This is a genomic window from Streptacidiphilus cavernicola (assembly GCF_042510955.1).
Lineage (GTDB): Bacteria > Actinomycetota > Actinomycetes > Streptomycetales > Streptomycetaceae > Streptacidiphilus > Streptacidiphilus cavernicola.
Genome location: NZ_JBHFAB010000011.1, coordinates 140,375 through 157,394 on the forward strand (window position 1 = coordinate 140,375; position 17,020 = coordinate 157,394).

The following is a 17,020-nucleotide window of genomic DNA, read 5'->3' on the forward strand; positions in this document are numbered from 1 at the left end:
CCCGCCGTAGGATGAGGCGGTACGTCCGGTACCCGTGAGGACTGGAACGGAAGAAGGTGCGGTGAGTGTGAGCGCGGACGACCTCGGTCTGCCCGAGCTTGGAGATCCCGGCGACCCCGGCAACCGGCCGGCCCGGCTCGCCGTCGGCGTGGTCGGCACCGGGCGGGTCGGACCCGCCCTCGGCGCCGCGCTGCAACTGGCGGGCCACCGGGTGGTGGCCGCGTCCGGCGTGTCCGCGGCCTCCCGCCGCCGCGCGGAGAACCTGCTGCCCGGCGTGCGGCTGGTGACCCCGCCGCAGGTGATGGCGGCCTCCGACCTGGTACTGCTGACCGTCCCCGACGATGTGCTGCCGGAGCTGGTGGCCGGTCTGGCCGCGACCGGCGCGGTCCGTCCGGGACAGCTGCTGGCGCACACCTCCGGCGCGCACGGGGTGGCGGTGCTGGAGCCCGCGACCCGGGTCGGCGCGCTGCCGCTGGCGCTGCACCCGGCGATGACCTTCACCGGGACGTCGGTGGACGTCGCCCGGCTGTCCAGCTGCCCGTTCGGGGTGACCTCGCCGGAGGAGCTGCGGCCGGTCGCCGAGGCGCTGGTGGTGGAGATGGGCGGCGAGCCCGAGTGGGTGCCCGAGGAGATGCGCCCGCTCTACCACACCGCCCTGGCCCACGGTTCGAACCACCTGGTCACCCTGGTCGCCCAGGCGATGGAGATCCTCACCGACGCGGGCGTGGCCGAACCGGGGCGGATGCTCGGCCCGCTGCTCGGCGCGGCCCTGGACAACGCGCTGCGCAGCGGCGACGCCGCGCTGACCGGGCCGGTCGCCCGCGGCGACGCCGGGACCGTCCGGAAGCACGTCCAGCAGCTGCGGCGGACCTCGCCGCAGCTGCTGGACAGCTACCGGGCGATGGCCAGGGCCACCGCCGACCGGGCGCTGGCCAACGGCATGCTCAAGGCAGAGGCGGCGGAAGCGCTGCTGGACGTCCTCGCGGAGGGGGAGCACGGATGACCGGCACGGCGCTGGTGCACACGGCGAAGGAACTGCGCGCGGCGGCGCCCGCGGCGCAGCGGGCCGTGGTGATGACCATGGGCGCGCTGCACGAGGGCCACGCCGCGCTGATCCGGGCGGCCCGCAAGCGGGTCGGCCCGGACGGCGCGGTGGTGGTGACGGTGTTCGTCAACCCGCTCCAGTTCGGCGCGGGCGAGGACCTGGACCGCTACCCGCGCACCCTGGACGCCGACCTGGCCCTGGCCGGGGCGGCCGGCGCCGACGTGGTGTTCGCCCCCTCGGTGGAGGAGGTCTACCCCGGCGGCGCGCCGCAGCTGCGGCTGGCGGCCGGGCCGATGGGGGCGGGCTACGAGGGCGCGGCCCGGCCCGGCCACTTCGACGGGATGCTGACCGTGGTCGCCAAACTGCTGCACCTGACCGCGCCGGAGGCGGCGTTCTTCGGCGAGAAGGACGGCCAGCAGCTGGCGCTGGTCCGGCGGATGGTGCGGGACCTGAACTTCCCGGTCGAGATCGTGGGCGTGCCGACGGTCCGCGAGCCGGACGGTCTGGCGCTCTCCAGCCGCAACCGGTATCTCTCGGAGCAGGACCGGGAGCACGCGTTGGGGCTGCACCGGACCCTGACCGCGGGGTGGGAGGCCCGCAAAGCCGGTCCCGCGGCGGTGCGGGCCGCCGCCGCGGCGGAGCTGGACCGGCAGACCGGACTGGCCGTGGACTACCTCGGCCTGATCGACCCGTCCGACTTCACCGAGGTCGACCGGGAGGACTTCCGCGGCGAGGCGCTGCTCGCCATCGCCGCGAAGGTCGGCTCCACCCGCCTGATCGACAACGTGAAGGTGTTCTTCCCGTAGCACGGCCACCGACCGCACCACCGGCATGTACTCACCCAAGGAGACGTGACCATGTTCCGCACCATGCTGAAGTCCAAGATCCACCGAGCCACCGTCACCCAGGCCGACCTGCACTACGTCGGCTCGGTGACGGTCGATCAGGACCTGCTGGACGCCGCCGACCTGCTCCCCGGCGAGCTGGTCCACATCGTCGACATCGACAACGGCAACCGGCTGGAGACCTACACCATCGCGGGGGAGCGCGGCACCGGCATCATCGGCATCAACGGCGCCGCCGCTCGCCTGGTCCACCCCGGTGACCTGGTGATCCTGATCGCCTACGCCCAGCTGACCGATGCCGAGGCCCGCGCCTACGTGCCCAAGGTGGTCTTCGTGGACGGCGACAACCGGGTCACCCACCTCGGCGGCGACGCCGGGTACGCGCCGTCCGGCGGCGGGGCGGGCAGCGGCCTGGTCTCCGGGCGTTCGGATTCCCGTGCGATCCCCGGGCAGGCGTACGGTGACCCCGACGGCGTGGCCCACAGCACCGCGCCCACACACGCACGGAGCGAAGCATGACCCGAGTGACGCGACTCACCGCCCCGGCCCCCGGCTGGACCGCCGCCACCGACGTGGTGGTGGTCGGCTCCGGCGTGGCCGGGCTGACCACCGCGCTGCGGCTGCGCGCGGCCGGGCTGAAGGTGCTGGTGGTCACCAAGGCGATGCTGGACGACGGCTCCACCCGCTGGGCCCAGGGCGGCATCGCCGCGGCGCTGGGCGAGGGCGACACCCCCGAGCAGCACCTCGCCGACACCCTGGTGGCCGGGGCCGGGCTGTGCGACGAGGAGGCGGTGCGGATCCTGGTCACCGAGGGCCCGGCCGCGGTGCGGCGGCTGATCGCCACCGGCGCGGCCTTCGACCAGGACGCCGAGGGCGAGATCCTGCTGACCCGCGAGGGCGGCCACCACCGCCGCCGGATCGCGCACGCGGGCGGCGACGCCACCGGCGCGGAGATCTCCCGGGCCCTGGTCGAGGCGATCAGGGCGGACGACGGCGTCGAGCTGATCGAGCACGCGCTGGTGCTGGACCTGCTCACCGACGCCGAGGGCCGGACCGCCGGGCTGACCCTGCACGTGATGGGCGAGGGCCAGCGCGACGGCGTCGGCGCGGTGCACGCACGCGCCGTGGTGCTGGCCACCGGCGGCATGGGCCAGGTCTTCTCGGCCACCACCAACCCGCCGGTCTCCACCGGCGACGGCGTCGCACTGGCGCTGCGGGCCGGGGCCGAGGTCACCGACCTGGAGTTCGTCCAGTTCCACCCGACCGTGCTCTGGCTCGGCCCGGACGCCGAGGGCCAGCAGCCGCTGATCTCCGAGGCGGTCCGCGGCGAGGGCGCCCACCTGGTGGACGCGGACGGGGTCCGGTTCATGGTCGGCCGGCACGAGCTGGCCGAGCTGGCCCCGCGCGACATCGTCGCCAAGGGCATCATGCGCCGGATGGCCGAGACCGGCGCCGAGCACATGTACCTGGACGGGCGGCACTTCGGCGCGGCGATGTGGGAGGAGCGCTTCCCGACCATCCTGGCCTCCTGCCGCTCGCACGGGATCGACCCGGTCACCGAGCCGATCCCGGTCGCCCCGGCGGCCCACTACGCCTCCGGCGGGGTGCGCACCGACCAGCACGGCCACACCAGCGTCTCCGGCCTCTACGCCTGCGGCGAGGTCGCCTGCACCGGGGTGCACGGCGCCAACCGGCTGGCCTCCAACTCGCTGCTGGAGGGCCTGGTCTTCGCCGAGCGGATCGCCGCCGACATCCTGGACCGGGACGCCGCGGGCAAACTGACCCCTCGTCACGAACCCCACCCGTCGCCCAGCACCCCTGACCGCGAGGTGCGGCGGGTCCCGCTGCTGGCCTCCGAGGCCCGCGCTGACATCCAGCGGCTGATGTCCCGGGGCGTCGGCGTGCTGCGCAGCGCCGCGAGCATGGCCGAGGCGGTCGGGGGCCTGGCCGCGCTGGCCGCGGACCACCCCGGCACCGGCCGGCTGAACAGCACCGGCAAGGGCGAGTCGCCGCAGGTGGAGACCTGGGAGGCGACCAATCTGCACCTGGTCGCCACCGCCCTGGCCGCCGCCGCCCTGCTCCGCGAGGAGACCCGCGGCTGCCACTGGCGCGAGGACTTCCCGGACCGCGACGACGTCCGCTGGAACACACACCTGATCAGCCGTCAGCACGACGGCGTCCTGACCACCCTTCCCCAGGAGCACTGAGATGAGCGCGCACGACGTCCACACCCACGACGAACTCCCGCTGCTCGCCGAGGGCGACGGCGGCTGCGGCGACGGCTGCGCCTGCGGCGAGGAGTACGTCACCGGCCTCGACCCGCAGCTCGCCGAGCTGCTGGAGCAGGCCGGGCTGGACCCGGTCGAGGTCGAGGACATCGCCACCCTGGCCCTGGCCGAGGACCTGGCCGGCGGCGAGGACGTGACCTCGGTCGCCACCGTCCCCGAGGCCGCGGTCGCCACCGCCGACTTCACCGCCCGCGAGGCCGGCGTGGTGGCCGGGCTGCGGGTGGCCGAGGCGGTGCTGTCGCTGGTCGCCGAGGAGGCGTTCAGCGTCGAGCGGCCGGTCGAGGACGGCGACCGGGTCGAGGCCGGGCAGGTGCTGCTCAGCGTCACCACCCGGACCCGCGACCTGCTCACCGCCGAGCGCAGCGCGCTCAACCTGCTCTGCCACCTCTCCGGCATCGCCACCGCCACCCGGGCCTGGGCCGACGCCCTGGAGGGCACCGGCGCGGCGGTCCGCGACACCCGCAAGACCACCCCCGGCCTGCGCGCGCTGCAGAAGTACGCGGTCCGCTGCGGCGGCGGCGCCAACCACCGGATGGGGCTCTCCGACGCGGCCCTGGTCAAGGACAACCACGTGATCGCGGCCGGGGGCGTGGCCGAGGCGTTCAAGGCCGTCCGCGCCGCCTACCCGGAGCTGGCGGTCGAGGTCGAGGTGGACCGGATCGACCAGATCCAGCCGGTGCTGGACGCGGGCGCGGACCTGATCCTGCTGGACAACTTCACCGTCCCGGAACTGCGCGAGGCGGTCGCCCTGGTCGCCAAGCGGGCCTTCCTTGAGGCCTCCGGCGGGCTGGTCCTGGCCAATGCCCGCGCGGTCGCCGAGACCGGGGTGGACTACCTCTCGGTGGGGGCGCTGACCCACTCCTCGCCCATCCTTGACATCGGCCTCGACCTGCGCGGATAGTCCACCGACTCACTCTCATCCGTTAGGAACGGCTGTCTCCATGCTGCTCACGATCGACGTCGGCAACACCCACACCGTCCTCGGCCTGTTCGACGGCGAGGAGATCGTGGAGCACTGGCGGGTGTCCACCGACCCGCGCCGGACCGCCGACGAGACAGCCGTGCTGATGCAGGGGCTGATGGGCGCGCACCCCGCCCTCGGCGAGGACACCGTGGACGGCCTGGCGATCTGCTCCACCGTCCCCTCGGTGCTGCACGAACTGCGCGAGGTGACCCGGCGCTACTACGGCGACGTCCCGGCGATCCTGGTGGAGCCGGGGGTGAAGACCGGGGTGCACGTGCTCACCGACAACCCCAAGGAGGTCGGCGCCGACCGGATCGTCAACACCCTGGCCGCCAAGCACCTCTACGGCGGCCCCTGCATCGTGGTGGACTTCGGCACGGCCACCACCTTCGACGCGGTCAACGAGCGCGGCGACTACGTCGGCGGGGCGATCGCGCCCGGCATCGAGATCTCGGTGGAGGCGCTCGGCCTGCGCGGCGCGCAGCTGCGCAAGATCGAAATCATCCGGCCGCGCAACGTGATCGGCAAGAACACCGTGGAGTGCATGCAGTCCGGCATCCTCTACGGCTTCGCCGGGCAGGTGGACGGCCTGGTCAACCGGATGGCGGCGGAGCTGGCCACCGACCCGGACGACGTCCACGTCATCGCCACCGGCGGGCTGGCCCCCCTGGTACTGGGCGAGGCGAGCTCGATCGACGTCCATGAGCCGTGGCTGACGCTGATCGGCCTGCGCTTGGTGTACGAGCGCAACACGGCGGGCTGAGGTCCGGCCGGCTGCGCCATTGGAGCGGCACCGCGCGTCGATAATCACAAATAGGCGGTTATCGGCATACCGTCGCTCCATGCCTACCCCCCACGGGTCTCGCGGCGGTATGGCCTTCAGTGCGGACGAGCTGCGGGTGCTGCGGCGTGCCCTCGCCCAGGTCCTGCACCCGCCGAACCAGGCCCTCGCCCTTGCCCCCCAACCGACCGCCGCCCGCTCCGACCTGCTGCCCGCCCGGCCCGCCGGGCGCGGCGCCTGGGCCGAGGACGTCCAGGAGGCGCTCCGGCTCGCCGAGTCCATCGACGAGACGGTCGACGAGGCCGGCCGGATGCGCGCCTTCGCGCTGGCCGACCTCGCCCGCTACCGCCAGGCCCTGCCCGGCAGCGCCGGCGGGTACCTGGAACGGCTGCGGGACGCCGTCGCGGACGGCTACGTGCCCGAGGCCGACGATCTGTCCGCGCTGCGCGCCCTCACCGCGCTGCCCTGCGCCCCCGCCGAGCGGACCCGCCGGCTGGAGCTGCGGTCGCGCTGCGGGCAGCTGGCCGAGACCTCGGTCCGGCGGCTCCCGGCGCCCCCGGTCCCCAAGCCGGCCCTCCCGCCGCCCGCCGCCGTGCGGCCCGCGCTGCCGCCGCTGCCCGGCCCGGCGGCGCGGCCCGCCCTCCCGCCGCGCCAGGACCGCGGCTTCGACCGGGTGCCGGACGGCCGGGTGGCCGACGTCCGGGTGGCCGGACTGCGGGCCGGGAACGTCGCCGAGTTCGCCCGCCCGGCCCGTCCGCAGCGCCTGCGGGAGCAGTCACGTCCGTTTCCGATCCGACCCGGAGGACCCACCATGGACTCGTACGACTCCGCTCCCCGTCCCGACGACCAGGACGCCGCCGACCGTGACCCGGAAGCCCCGGAGACGGCCGGGCAGGGCCGCGACCGGGCCGCCGCCGACCGCGCCCCGGCCGAGCGGCCCGCGCCGCCCCGCGCGGCGGCCGGCAAGGGCGGCGCCGCCGCCCGGCCGATCCCGACCCCCGGCGACCTCTTCCCCCGGGGCGTCCGCCGCGGCCACGGCGACGACCAGGAACTCGCCACCGGCACCGGCTGATCCCCCGCCGGCCCCGGCCGCGCCCGACGGCGCGGCCGAGAGGGCCGGGGGTGGGCAGCCGGGTCGCGGATCTCGGTTGGGGGAGGACCGCCCGCGCTGGATACCCTGGGACCGTGACTGATCAGACCCCCGCCCCCGTGCCCGCGACTGACGACCTCCCCGAGCAGATGCGGGTGCGCCGCGAGAAGCTGGAGCGGCTCCGCGCCGCCGGCGTCGACCCGTACCCGGTCGGCTTCCCGCGGACCACCACCAACGCCGCCCTCCGGGCCGCCCACCAGGGCCTGGCCGCGGACACCGCGACCGGCGAGCGGGCCGGGGTGGCCGGGCGCGTGGTGCTCAGCCGCACCGGCGGCAAGCTCTGCTTCGCCACCCTGCGCGACGGCACCGACGACCTCCAGGTGATGCTCTCCCTGGACCGGCTCGGCGAGGAGCGGCTCGCGGCCTGGAAGACCGACATCGACCTGGGCGACCACGTCGGCGTCGAGGGCGAGGTGATCACCTCCAAGCGCGGCGAGCTGTCGGTCATGGTCGACCGCTGGGAGCTGACCGCCAAGTGCCTGCGCCCGCTGCCGGACAAGCACAAGGGCCTGACCGACCCGGAGGCCCGGGTCCGCCAGCGCTACGTCGACCTGATCGTGAACTCCGAGGCCCGGGAGATGATGCACCTGCGCAGCCGGGTGCTGCGCTCGCTGCGCCGGACCTTCGAGGACCGCGGCTTCCTGGAGGTCGAGACCCCGATGCTGCAGCCGATCCACGGCGGGGCGAACGCGCGTCCGTTCAGGACCCACATCAACGCCTACGACATGGACCTCTACCTGCGCATCGCCACCGAGCTGTACCTGAAGAAGCTGATGGTCGGCGGCGCGGAGAAGGTCTTCGAGATCAACCGGAACTTCCGCAACGAGGGCGCCGACGCGACCCACAACCCGGAGTTCACCGCGATCGAGTCCTACGAGGCCTACGGCGACTACGACACCCAGGCCGAGCTGACCCGCGAGCTGATCGTCAACGCGGCCCTGGCCGCCAACGGCCACACCCGGGTCCGCGGCCTGGACCAGCACGGCGAGGAGGTGGAGATCGACCTCGCCGAGCCCTGGGGCCAGGTCAGCGTCTACCCGGGGATCAGCGCCCGGCTCGGCGTGGAGGTCACCCCGGACAGCACGGTGGACGAGCTGCGCAAGCTCGCCGACGAGCACGGCATCCCCTACGAGCAGAAGTGGGGCCACGGCCAGCTCGTGCTGGAGATGGTCGAGCGGGTGCTGGAGCACAACGCGATCCGGCCGACCTTCATCCGGGACTACCCGACCGAGGTCTCCCCGCTGACCCGGGAGCACCGCAGCGAGCCCGGCGTGGCCGAGAAGTGGGACCTGGTGATCTTCGGCACCGAGCTGGCCACCGCCTACTCCGAGCTGGTCGACCCGGTCGAGCAGCGGTCCCGGCTCACCGCGCAGTCGTTGCTCGCGGCCGGCGGCGACGTCGAGGCGATGCAGGTGGACGAGGACTTCCTGCGCGCGCTGGAGTACGCGATGCCGCCGACCGGCGGGATGGGCATGGGCGTGGACCGGCTGATCATGCTGCTGACCGGCAAGAACATCCGCGAGACGGTGCTCTTCCCGCTGGTACGGCCGGACGCTTCGTAAGAGTCCCGCGCTGCTGCGCCGACCCCGGCCCCTGGAACGCACAGGGACCGGGGTTAGCCTTTTGTCCGGACGGATACCCGGATTCCAGTTGAGGCGGTCCTGAACCATGCAGTACCTCGCAGCGCTCACGCCCCCCGCCGTGATGGCGATCGCCTTCGCGTTCATGATCCGCGCGCTGTTCCGCAACCAGGGCGGGGCCAACAGCGCCAGGGAGGACGCCGCCTCCGAGGCGCTGATCCGGGCCGGCGCCCCCGCCCCGGCCCCCCGCGCCGCTTCGGAGTAGCCCGGTCGGGCGCGGCGCCCGGTGTTCGTCCGGCAAAGGTGGTATTTGCACTGTCAGGTGACCGCAGTGGTTTCCGCCGGCCGCAACGGGAGGAGAACCGCGATGGTGCGGCAACTCGGCGAACTCGAGAACGAGGTCATGACCCGGGTTTGGCAGTGGAACCGCCCGGTCACCGTTCGCGAGGTGCTGGAGGATCTGCTCAGGGAACGCGAGCTGGCGTACACCACGGTGATGACCGTGATGGACAAGCTGTTCCAGAAGGGCTGGCTCCGCAGGGAACAGGACGGCCGCGCCTTTCGATACGAGCCGGTCTCCTCGCGCGAGGCCTATACCGCCGCGCTGATGAACGACGCGTGGGCGACGAGCGACAACCCCGCGGCGGCGCTGGTGCACTTCTTCGGCATGATGTCCCCGGAACAACAGGAGGCGCTCCGGGACGCATTGCGGGTGGCGGCAATCCCGGTGCAACCGGACACCCCGGCACGATAGCGTCCTCTGCATGGAGGTCACCATCCGCCGTGCGCGGACCAGCGATGTACCGGCGGTTCGGCGGCTCGTGGACGGCTATGCCCGCGAACGGATCCTCCTGAACAAGCCGACGGTCACCCTGTTCGAATCCGTGCAGGAGTTCTGGGTCGCCGAGCGGGACGACAACGCCGAGGTGGTGGCGTGCGGCGCGCTCCACATCATGTGGGAGGATCTCGCCGAGGTCCGCACTCTGGCGGTGGATCCGTCCTGCCGCGGAACCGGCATCGGGCACCGCCTTCTGGAGAAGTTGACGGAGACCGCCCGCTGGATCGGCGTCCGGCGTATTTTCTGCCTGACGTTCGAAGTGGACTTCTTCGCCAAACACGGCTTCGTCGAGATCGCGTCGACCGCGGTGGACTCCGACGTGTACCAGGAGCTGCTGCGCAGCTACGACGAAGGCGTTGCCGAGTTCCTCGATCTGGAACGTGTGAAGCCCAACACCTTGGGCAACACCCGGATGCTCTTGCACCTGTGAACGGCGCTCGCGGTCGCTCCCGGGGCCCTGTTCCGTCGAAGGGTTTGAATTTTCGGCGGAAAGAGGGTTTCCTTTCCCTCAAGTAATCCAAGCTTTTGAGGAAAGGGAAGCCCGTGGCTCAGAAGGTCCAGGTCCTTCTTGTCGACGATCTCGAGGGCGGCGAGGCGGACGAGACGGTGACGTTCGCCCTTGACGGGGTTGCTTACGAGATCGACCTCACCCACACGAATGCGGGGAAGCTCCGTGAGCTGCTCGCTCCGTACACCGAGAAGGGCCGCAAGCAGAGCGGTCGCAGTGGCGGCGCCGGCCGCAGCCGGACCGGACGGGCCCCGCGCCCGGTCGGCGGAAACCCGGACACCGCGAAGGTCCGTGCGTGGGCCAAGGAGAACGGCCTCGACGTCAACGACCGCGGCCGGGTGCCGAGCACGGTCCGTGAGCAGTACGAGAAGGCGAACGGCTGACGGTCTCCAGCAGGGCGCGGGCGCAGGCGTCGGCGAAGGTGTCCAGCAGCCGGGGCAGCTCCTCGGCCCGCAGGGCGTCCTGGTCCGGCTCCCCGCCCCGCTGCGGGGCCATCCACGGCTCCGCGGCCCGCTGACGGGGCACCAGGACCCCTTCCAGGTGTCCCCAGCCCAGCCAGTGCAGCAGCACCGGCACGTCGGCCGCCGAGCCGGGCGGCAGCAGTACCAGCAGCCGGTCCCCGCGCACCGCGAAGGGGCCGGTGGGCCGGCTCCGGCGGCGCATCCGCTCCAGCGCCGCGAGCCCGGGGGCCAGCGGGGTGTCGACCAGGTCGAGCTGACGGGTGGTCACACCGCATCCAACGGACGTCCGGGCGGCCCGGTTACGCACCGGGCGCGAACGGGTGCCCGGGGCCGCCGGTCCGGCCCGCTCGGCCCGGCCGACTTCTCGGTGGGCGAACACACGCGTGGTCCCGACCCGGTATGGAACGTCTGCGATCCAGGGTAGGAATCCAGTGGTGGGGAGCGCCGCACGGGCCGCTTCGCGGCGTGTCGCGGCATGCGTTCGCCATCGGCGTAGCGTTTCCGAGTGGATCTGCCTGGCCTGCGGGAACACCATCCCGCAGCATTCGGTTGGAGTCATTGTCTACCGCCGCGAGCAAAGCGGGGCGGTGGGGTGTCGGCGGTTGAAGTGAGCTGTTCCGGCCTCCGGGACTAGCATGCGGAAGGACTGGGAGGGGACCGACCCCTCACTGCCCGACCGCTCTGAGGAGCGATTAACGATGTTCGAGAGGTTCACCGACCGCGCGCGGCGGGTTGTCGTCCTGGCTCAGGAAGAAGCCCGGATGCTCAACCACAACTACATCGGCACCGAGCACATCCTCCTGGGCTTGATCCACGAGGGTGAGGGTGTCGCCGCTAAGGCCCTGGAGAGCCTCGGGATTTCTCTTGAGGCGGTCCGCCAGCAGGTTGAGGAGATCATCGGACAGGGGCAGCAGGCCCCGTCCGGCCACATCCCCTTCACTCCTCGGGCGAAGAAGGTCCTGGAGCTGTCGCTCCGCGAGGCCCTCCAGCTCGGCCACAACTACATCGGGACCGAGCACATCCTGCTCGGCCTCATTCGCGAGGGCGAGGGCGTCGCCGCCCAGGTCCTGGTGAAGCTCGGCGCCGACCTCAACCGGGTCCGGCAGCAGGTCATCCAGCTGCTCTCCGGCTACTCGTCCGGCGGCAAGGAGTCGGCCACGGCCGGCGGCCCGACCGAGGGCACCCCTTCGACCTCCCTGGTCCTGGACCAGTTCGGGCGCAACCTGACCCAGGCGGCGCGCGAGGCCAAGCTCGACCCGGTGATCGGGCGCGAGAAGGAGATCGAGCGGGTCATGCAGGTGCTGTCCCGCCGCACCAAGAACAATCCGGTGCTGATCGGCGAGCCCGGCGTCGGCAAGACCGCCGTGGTCGAGGGCCTGGCCCAGGCGATCGTCAAGGGCGAGGTGCCCGAGACGATCAAGGACAAGCAGCTCTACACCCTCGACCTGGGCGCCCTGGTCGCCGGTTCCCGCTACCGCGGTGACTTCGAGGAGCGCCTGAAGAAGGTGCTCAAGGAGATCCGCACCCGCGGCGACATCATCCTGTTCATCGACGAGATCCACACCCTGGTGGGTGCGGGCGCCGCCGAGGGCGCGATCGACGCTGCCTCGATCCTCAAGCCGATGCTGGCCCGGGGCGAGCTGCAGACCATCGGCGCCACCACGCTGGACGAGTACCGCAAGCACCTGGAGAAGGACGCCGCGCTGGAGCGCCGCTTCCAGCCGATCCAGGTCGCCGAGCCCTCGCTCAAGCACACCATCGAGATCCTCAAGGGCCTGCGCGACCGCTACGAGGCGCACCACCGGGTGTCGATCACCGACGCCGCCCTCGTCGCCGCCGCGACCCTGGCCGACCGCTACATCTCGGACCGGTTCCTGCCGGACAAGGCGATCGACCTCATCGACGAGGCCGGTTCGCGGATGCGCATCCGCCGGATGACCGCGCCGCCGGACCTGCGCGAGTTCGACGAGAAGATCGCCGAGGTCCGCCGGGACAAGGAGTCCGCGATCGACGCACAGGACTTCGAGGTCGCCGCCTCCCTCCGCGACAAGGAGAAGCAGCTCCTCACGGCCAAGGCCAAGCGGGAGAAGGAGTGGAAGGCCGGCGACATGGACGTCGTCGCCGAGGTGGACGAGGAGCTGATCGCCGAGGTCCTGGCCACCGCCACGGGCATCCCGGTGTTCAAGCTCACCGAGGAGGAGTCCTCCCGCCTGCTGCGCATGGAGGACGAGCTGCACAAGCGCGTCATCGGCCAGAAGGACGCCATCCGGGCGCTCTCCCAGGCCATCCGGCGCACCCGTGCGGGCCTCAAGGACCCGAAGCGCCCCGGCGGCTCGTTCATCTTCGCCGGCCCGTCCGGCGTCGGTAAGACCGAGCTGTCCAAGACGCTGGCCGAGTTCCTGTTCGGCGACGAGGACGCGCTGATCCAGCTCGACATGTCCGAGTTCAGCGAGAAGCACACGGTCTCCCGGCTGTTCGGCTCGCCTCCCGGCTACGTCGGGTACGAGGAGGGCGGCCAGCTGACCGAGAAGGTCCGCCGCAAGCCGTTCTCGGTCGTCCTCTTCGACGAGGTCGAGAAGGCCCACCCGGACATCTTCAACTCGCTGCTGCAGATCCTGGAGGACGGTCGGCTGACCGACAGCCAGGGCCGGGTGGTCGACTTCAAGAACACGGTCATCATCATGACCACCAACCTCGGCACCCGGGACATCTCCAAGGGCTTCAACCTGGGCTTCTCCGCCCAGGGCGACCTGGCGAGCGGGTACGAGCGGATGAAGACCAAGGTCGGCGAGGAGCTCAAGCAGCACTTCCGCCCCGAGTTCCTCAACCGCGTCGACGACATCGTGGTGTTCCACCAGCTGCCCGAGGAGGACATCCTCCAGATCGTCGACCTCATGGCGGCGAAGGTGGACGACCGGCTCAAGGACCGCGACATGGGCCTGGAGCTCACCGCGGCGGCCAAGTCGCTGCTGGCCAAGCGCGGCTACGACCCGATCCTGGGCGCCCGTCCGCTGCGTCGGACGATCCAGCGCGAGGTCGAGGACGTGCTGTCGGAGAAGATCCTCTTCGGTGAGCTGCGCAGCGGCCACATCGTCGTGGTGGATGTCGAGGGCGAGGGCAAGTCGGCGAAGTTCACCTTCACCGGCGCCGACAAGGTCGCGGTGGCGGACACCCCGCCGGTCGCGGCCTCCGGCCCGGACCTGACCAAGGGCTAGGGCTGACGGCAGGAGCGTGCGATCGGAAGGGCCCGGTTCCCCGCGAGGGGACCGGGCCCTTCCGCGTGGGCCGGCTCAGTCGCGTGGGTTCGGCTCAGTCGAGGGAGAAGCCGGTCACGGTGGGCACGAAGCTCTTGCCGATGCCGAAGATGTTGGGGACCACCGGCCCGCTGTGCCGGTGGATCTCGACCGCGCAGCCGGTCAGCCCGCCCAGCTGCGCGCGCACCTGCGCCTCGATGCCGTCCAGGCCCGGGGCCTCGATCCGCAGGGTGCGGATGCCCGGATAGGCCCGCGCCACCTCGCGCAGCGCCCCGAGCCCGTCAGGCAGCAGCAGGTGCAGCTCGCTGACCTGGGGGAGCGGCTGTTGGTGGCGTAGGTCGTCCAGGTGCTCGTGGATGGTCCTGACCGTGCGCAGCGAGGCCAGGCCGGCCAGCGGGCCGCGCCAGACCACCGGCAGCCGCTGGGCGTCGAAGGAGAGGAACTCCAGCGCGGTGACCGTGCCCAGCAGCTCCACCAGCCTCGGCCGGGACGCCTCGAACTGGCTGATGTGCAGCTCCCGCAGCCCGGCCGGCAGGCGCAGTCCCGGCAGCGCCGACTCGGGGGTGGCAGCCGCCGCGAAAGTACGCAGCGCGGGGGCGTCGGCGAGCGCCTCCGGGTGCTGGAGCCGCGGGTTCCAGTGCAGGTAGAGCTGCTCCACCCGGCTCTCGGCGAGCGGGGCCAGGCTGCTCTCCCCGGTGCAGTTGCTGATCCACAGCTCGGCGGGCGCGGAGTGCTGCAGCACTGCTCCCAGGTCGAGCTGGTGCGGGTTCTCGTGCAGCCGCAGTTCCGTCGTCCCCGGGGTCAGTCGCAGCAGGTCGTCGGTGGTCAGCGGGCCCGAGCACTGCACCCGGGAGCGTCCGCCGAGGGCGCCGAGGAAGTCCAGGTGCGGCCGTGAGTGCGCGACGAAGCGCAGGGCGTCGCCGTGCCGGAGCGCGGCGATCACCTGCTCGCCGTACTCCTGGGCGTCGAAGCGGTCCCAGGACCAGGCGAGCGGGTCCCTGACGCCGAGGGAGGGGTGCTGGGTGTACTGCCTGAGCAGCGGGACCGCCCGGCTCCCGGCGACTGTGGTCGCGGTGAGCACGACGGCCCTCGCGGTCGCGTCGTCCAGGCCGTCCGGGCCCGGCAGCAGTTCCAGCACGATCGGGCCCGCGGTGGCCAGCTCCTTGGCGCTCTCGTCGTCGTGCGGCGGGACCAGTTCGGTGGCGGCCGTGGTGACCTCCTGACGGACCGTCGGGTCTAGCTCGGTGGCGTGCTCCAGCGAGGCGGCGGCCAGCAGCCACAGCCTGGTCCGGTGCGCCGGGTCCTGCTCCGCCTGTGCCAGCAGGCCGCGGAGCAGTTCGGCGCGCTCGCGCGGGCGGGCGTGGCCGACTGCCATCCGCAGCACGTCCTCCCACTGGTCGTCGTGGGCGTTGCGGGTGAGCACGCCCAGGCTGCCGTCCTCGATCGCGGCCTTGGCGGCCAGGTAGTCCTGGAAGGTGCGGTGCACGAAGTCGACCGACTCGGCGGTCGGCGCCCGGAGCAGGCCGCTGCGGACCAGCAGGTGGCGCAGCACCTGTTCGGCGCCGCCGGTGATGGCGGGCATGGCCGGGAGGGCGGAGTCGACGATCCGCACCGCGCGGTCGTGCCCGATCTCGGCCCGGCCGTTGACGGCCAGCCAGTAGGCGAGCCGCTGCAGCAGCTGGATCTGCTGCTCGGCGGTGAGGTCGAGCCCCTGCGGGTTGGCTATCCCGCGCTCGCGGTCGCGGCGGACCAGCAGCATCTCCAGGGCCGCCGCGTACAGCTCCATCCGGCCCTCGGGGAGGTAGCCGTTGCGGTCCCGGTTGAGGGCGCAGACCAGGCTGCACATCAGCGGGCTGGTGGCGAGCCGGCCCAGGTCCTGCTTGACCACGACGGCGGTGGTCAGCGCCTCCTGCCAGTGGGCGTAGCGCGGGTCGTCGGGCCGGCCGTGCGCGGCGGCCCGGTGCCACTTGGCGATGTACGCGGCGACGTCGCGGCGGTTCATCGGCAGCAGTTCCAGCTCGGTGAAGCCGGCGCCGGTCAGCCAGCCCTCGCGCACGGCGGAGGGACGGGTGGTGACCACGTAGCGGACGTCGGGGTAGGCGTCCATCAGCTCGGTGAGCCAGCGCCGGGTGCGCACCCGGTCTGCCTCGGGGACCTCGTCCACGCCGTCCACCAGCAGCAGGATCCGGCCCTTGGCCATCTGCGCGGTGACCCAGCCGGCCGCCTGGGGGTGCCCGCTGAGCGGTTTGGCGACCAGGGCCAGGAACTCCTCGGGGGAGGGCAGCTCCTCGCGCCGGACGACCGCCCGCAGCCGGATCAGCAGCGGGACGCAGTCGGCCAGGTCCGCCAGCGACCCGGGCAGCTCCCGCCGGGCGGCGGCGGTGGCCAGCCACTGCAGCAGCGTCGTCTTCCCCGATCCGGCGGAGCCGCGGACCAGGATCCGGCGCTGCCCGGACAGCGCCTGCTCGGCCCGCTGGGCGACCGGGGCGAGGCCGTCCGCCGCCGCGCCGGGGGAGCTGCCGCGGAGCTCCAGGCTGAGGTAGCCGGCGTCCAGCGGCCAGGACTCGGCGTCGTCGCCGCCCCGGCTCAGGCCGATGATCTGCAGGGTACTGGACTGCCGCACCACGTAGTCGCGCAGCTTCTCCTCGAAGCCGTCGGGGTAGAGCGAGGGGGCCGTCGCCACCTCGATCCGGTAGCCCGCCGCCGCGCAGGTGAGCAGGAAGTCGGGCTGGTCCAACAGGGCGGAGGCCGGGGTCAGCACCACCCGGCCGTGCCGCCACTGGACCGGGTCGGCCCGGACCACCCCGGCGATCCGGCCCTGGTGGAACACGGCGGCCCCGGAGAACCCGGCCCAGGGCGAGCCGCCGTCGGTGCGGGGCTCGGGCGGGCTGTGCAGGCTGTCCAGCACCTGACGGCCGGTCAGCAGGCCGGTGCCGGGCTTGAGGACGCCGGTGAGCTGCTCGCTGTCCAGTTCGCCCGAGCCGTCGCGCTGGACGTGCGGATAGCCGATCGCGAAGGTGTCGGCCCGCGGGGCCAGGTCGTCGAACCGCAGCCAGCCGGGTGGCTGCAGCCGTTCGGTCCGCTCTCGCGAGATCTTCAGCAGCGCGGCGTCGCAGTCGTCCTCGTACCGGGACCAGATCACCCGGCTGACCAGCTTGCCGAGCCCGGGGACGGCCAGCGCCGGGGGCTCGTCGCCGAGGAGGTGCGCCGCCGTCAGCACCAGTCCCTGGCCGATCAGGTAGCCGCTGCCCTGGCTGCGGCCGAAGACGGCGACGATCCGGTCGGGGGAGGGGTGGCCCGGCATCG

15 protein-coding genes are annotated in these 17,020 nt (G+C 72.7%); 13 read left to right on the forward strand and 2 right to left on the reverse strand.

The window, feature by feature from the left end:
- Positions 1-67 precede the first annotated feature (67 nt).
- The 12 genes from ACEZDE_RS16800 (at position 68) to ACEZDE_RS16855 (ending at position 10,382) form a co-directional block, all read left to right on the forward strand.
- Positions 68-1,003: a Rossmann-like and DUF2520 domain-containing protein gene (locus ACEZDE_RS16800; protein WP_380537075.1), complete on the forward strand. Its 936-nt coding sequence runs from the start codon at positions 68-70 to the stop codon at positions 1,001-1,003.
- Positions 1,000-1,851 (forward strand): pantoate--beta-alanine ligase, encoded by an 852-nt coding sequence (gene panC, locus ACEZDE_RS16805; RefSeq protein ID WP_380537076.1) that lies wholly within the window; start codon positions 1,000-1,002, stop codon positions 1,849-1,851. The genes ACEZDE_RS16800 and panC overlap by 4 nt, the downstream gene beginning before the upstream one ends.
- A 51-nt stretch (positions 1,852-1,902) precedes the next feature.
- Positions 1,903-2,409 (forward strand): aspartate 1-decarboxylase, encoded by a 507-nt coding sequence (gene panD, locus ACEZDE_RS16810; RefSeq protein WP_380537077.1) that lies wholly within the window; start codon positions 1,903-1,905, stop codon positions 2,407-2,409.
- The gene (locus ACEZDE_RS16815; RefSeq protein WP_380537078.1) at positions 2,406-4,097 is read left to right on the forward strand and encodes an L-aspartate oxidase; all 1,692 of its coding nucleotides are present in this window, start codon (positions 2,406-2,408) and stop codon (positions 4,095-4,097) included. Before panD ends, ACEZDE_RS16815 begins: the two co-directional genes overlap by 4 nt.
- A 1-nt stretch (position 4,098) precedes the next feature.
- A complete protein-coding gene (gene nadC / locus ACEZDE_RS16820; protein WP_380537079.1) occupies positions 4,099-5,079 on the forward strand; it encodes a carboxylating nicotinate-nucleotide diphosphorylase in 981 nt (326 codons plus the stop codon).
- A gap of 40 nt (positions 5,080-5,119) precedes the next feature.
- On the forward strand, positions 5,120-5,905 hold the full coding sequence (locus tag ACEZDE_RS16825) for a type III pantothenate kinase (RefSeq protein WP_380537080.1): 786 nt from the start codon (positions 5,120-5,122) through the stop codon (positions 5,903-5,905).
- Positions 5,906-5,984: 79 nt separating this feature from the next.
- Positions 5,985-6,995: a hypothetical protein gene (locus ACEZDE_RS16830; protein ID WP_380537081.1), complete on the forward strand. Its 1,011-nt coding sequence runs from the start codon at positions 5,985-5,987 to the stop codon at positions 6,993-6,995.
- Positions 6,996-7,108: 113 nt separating this feature from the next.
- Entirely contained in the window at positions 7,109-8,635 is a 1,527-nt protein-coding gene (lysX, locus tag ACEZDE_RS16835) for a bifunctional lysylphosphatidylglycerol synthetase/lysine--tRNA ligase LysX (RefSeq protein ID WP_380537082.1), read from the forward strand.
- Between the two features lie 106 nt (positions 8,636-8,741).
- Positions 8,742-8,918, forward strand: a complete 177-nt coding sequence (locus ACEZDE_RS16840; RefSeq protein WP_380537083.1) for a hypothetical protein — start codon at positions 8,742-8,744, stop codon at positions 8,916-8,918.
- A 102-nt stretch (positions 8,919-9,020) separates the two neighbouring features.
- Complete coding sequence (locus ACEZDE_RS16845) at positions 9,021-9,407, forward strand: BlaI/MecI/CopY family transcriptional regulator (protein WP_380508742.1); 387 nt, start codon at positions 9,021-9,023, stop codon at positions 9,405-9,407.
- A gap of 10 nt (positions 9,408-9,417) precedes the next feature.
- Complete coding sequence (locus tag ACEZDE_RS16850) at positions 9,418-9,921, forward strand: amino-acid N-acetyltransferase (protein ID WP_380537084.1); 504 nt, start codon at positions 9,418-9,420, stop codon at positions 9,919-9,921.
- Positions 9,922-10,034: 113 nt separating this feature from the next.
- Positions 10,035-10,382: a histone-like nucleoid-structuring protein Lsr2 gene (locus ACEZDE_RS16855; protein WP_380537085.1), complete on the forward strand. Its 348-nt coding sequence runs from the start codon at positions 10,035-10,037 to the stop codon at positions 10,380-10,382.
- Here ACEZDE_RS16855 and ACEZDE_RS16860 read toward each other — a convergent pair.
- Positions 10,321-10,728, reverse strand: a complete 408-nt coding sequence (locus ACEZDE_RS16860; protein ID WP_380537086.1) for a hypothetical protein — start codon at positions 10,726-10,728, stop codon at positions 10,321-10,323. The genes ACEZDE_RS16855 and ACEZDE_RS16860 overlap by 62 nt on opposite strands.
- 430 nt (positions 10,729-11,158) lie before the next feature.
- On the opposite strand from ACEZDE_RS16860, the gene ACEZDE_RS16865 reads away from it, so the two are divergent.
- Complete coding sequence (locus ACEZDE_RS16865; RefSeq protein WP_380537087.1) at positions 11,159-13,675, forward strand: ATP-dependent Clp protease ATP-binding subunit; 2,517 nt, start codon at positions 11,159-11,161, stop codon at positions 13,673-13,675.
- A gap of 94 nt (positions 13,676-13,769) precedes the next feature.
- Here the strand turns inward: ACEZDE_RS16865 and ACEZDE_RS16870 are convergent, their stop codons facing one another.
- The gene (locus tag ACEZDE_RS16870) at positions 13,770-17,018 is read right to left on the reverse strand and encodes an NACHT domain-containing protein (RefSeq protein WP_380537088.1); all 3,249 of its coding nucleotides are present in this window, start codon (positions 17,016-17,018) and stop codon (positions 13,770-13,772) included.
- Positions 17,019-17,020: the final 2 nt, after the last annotated feature.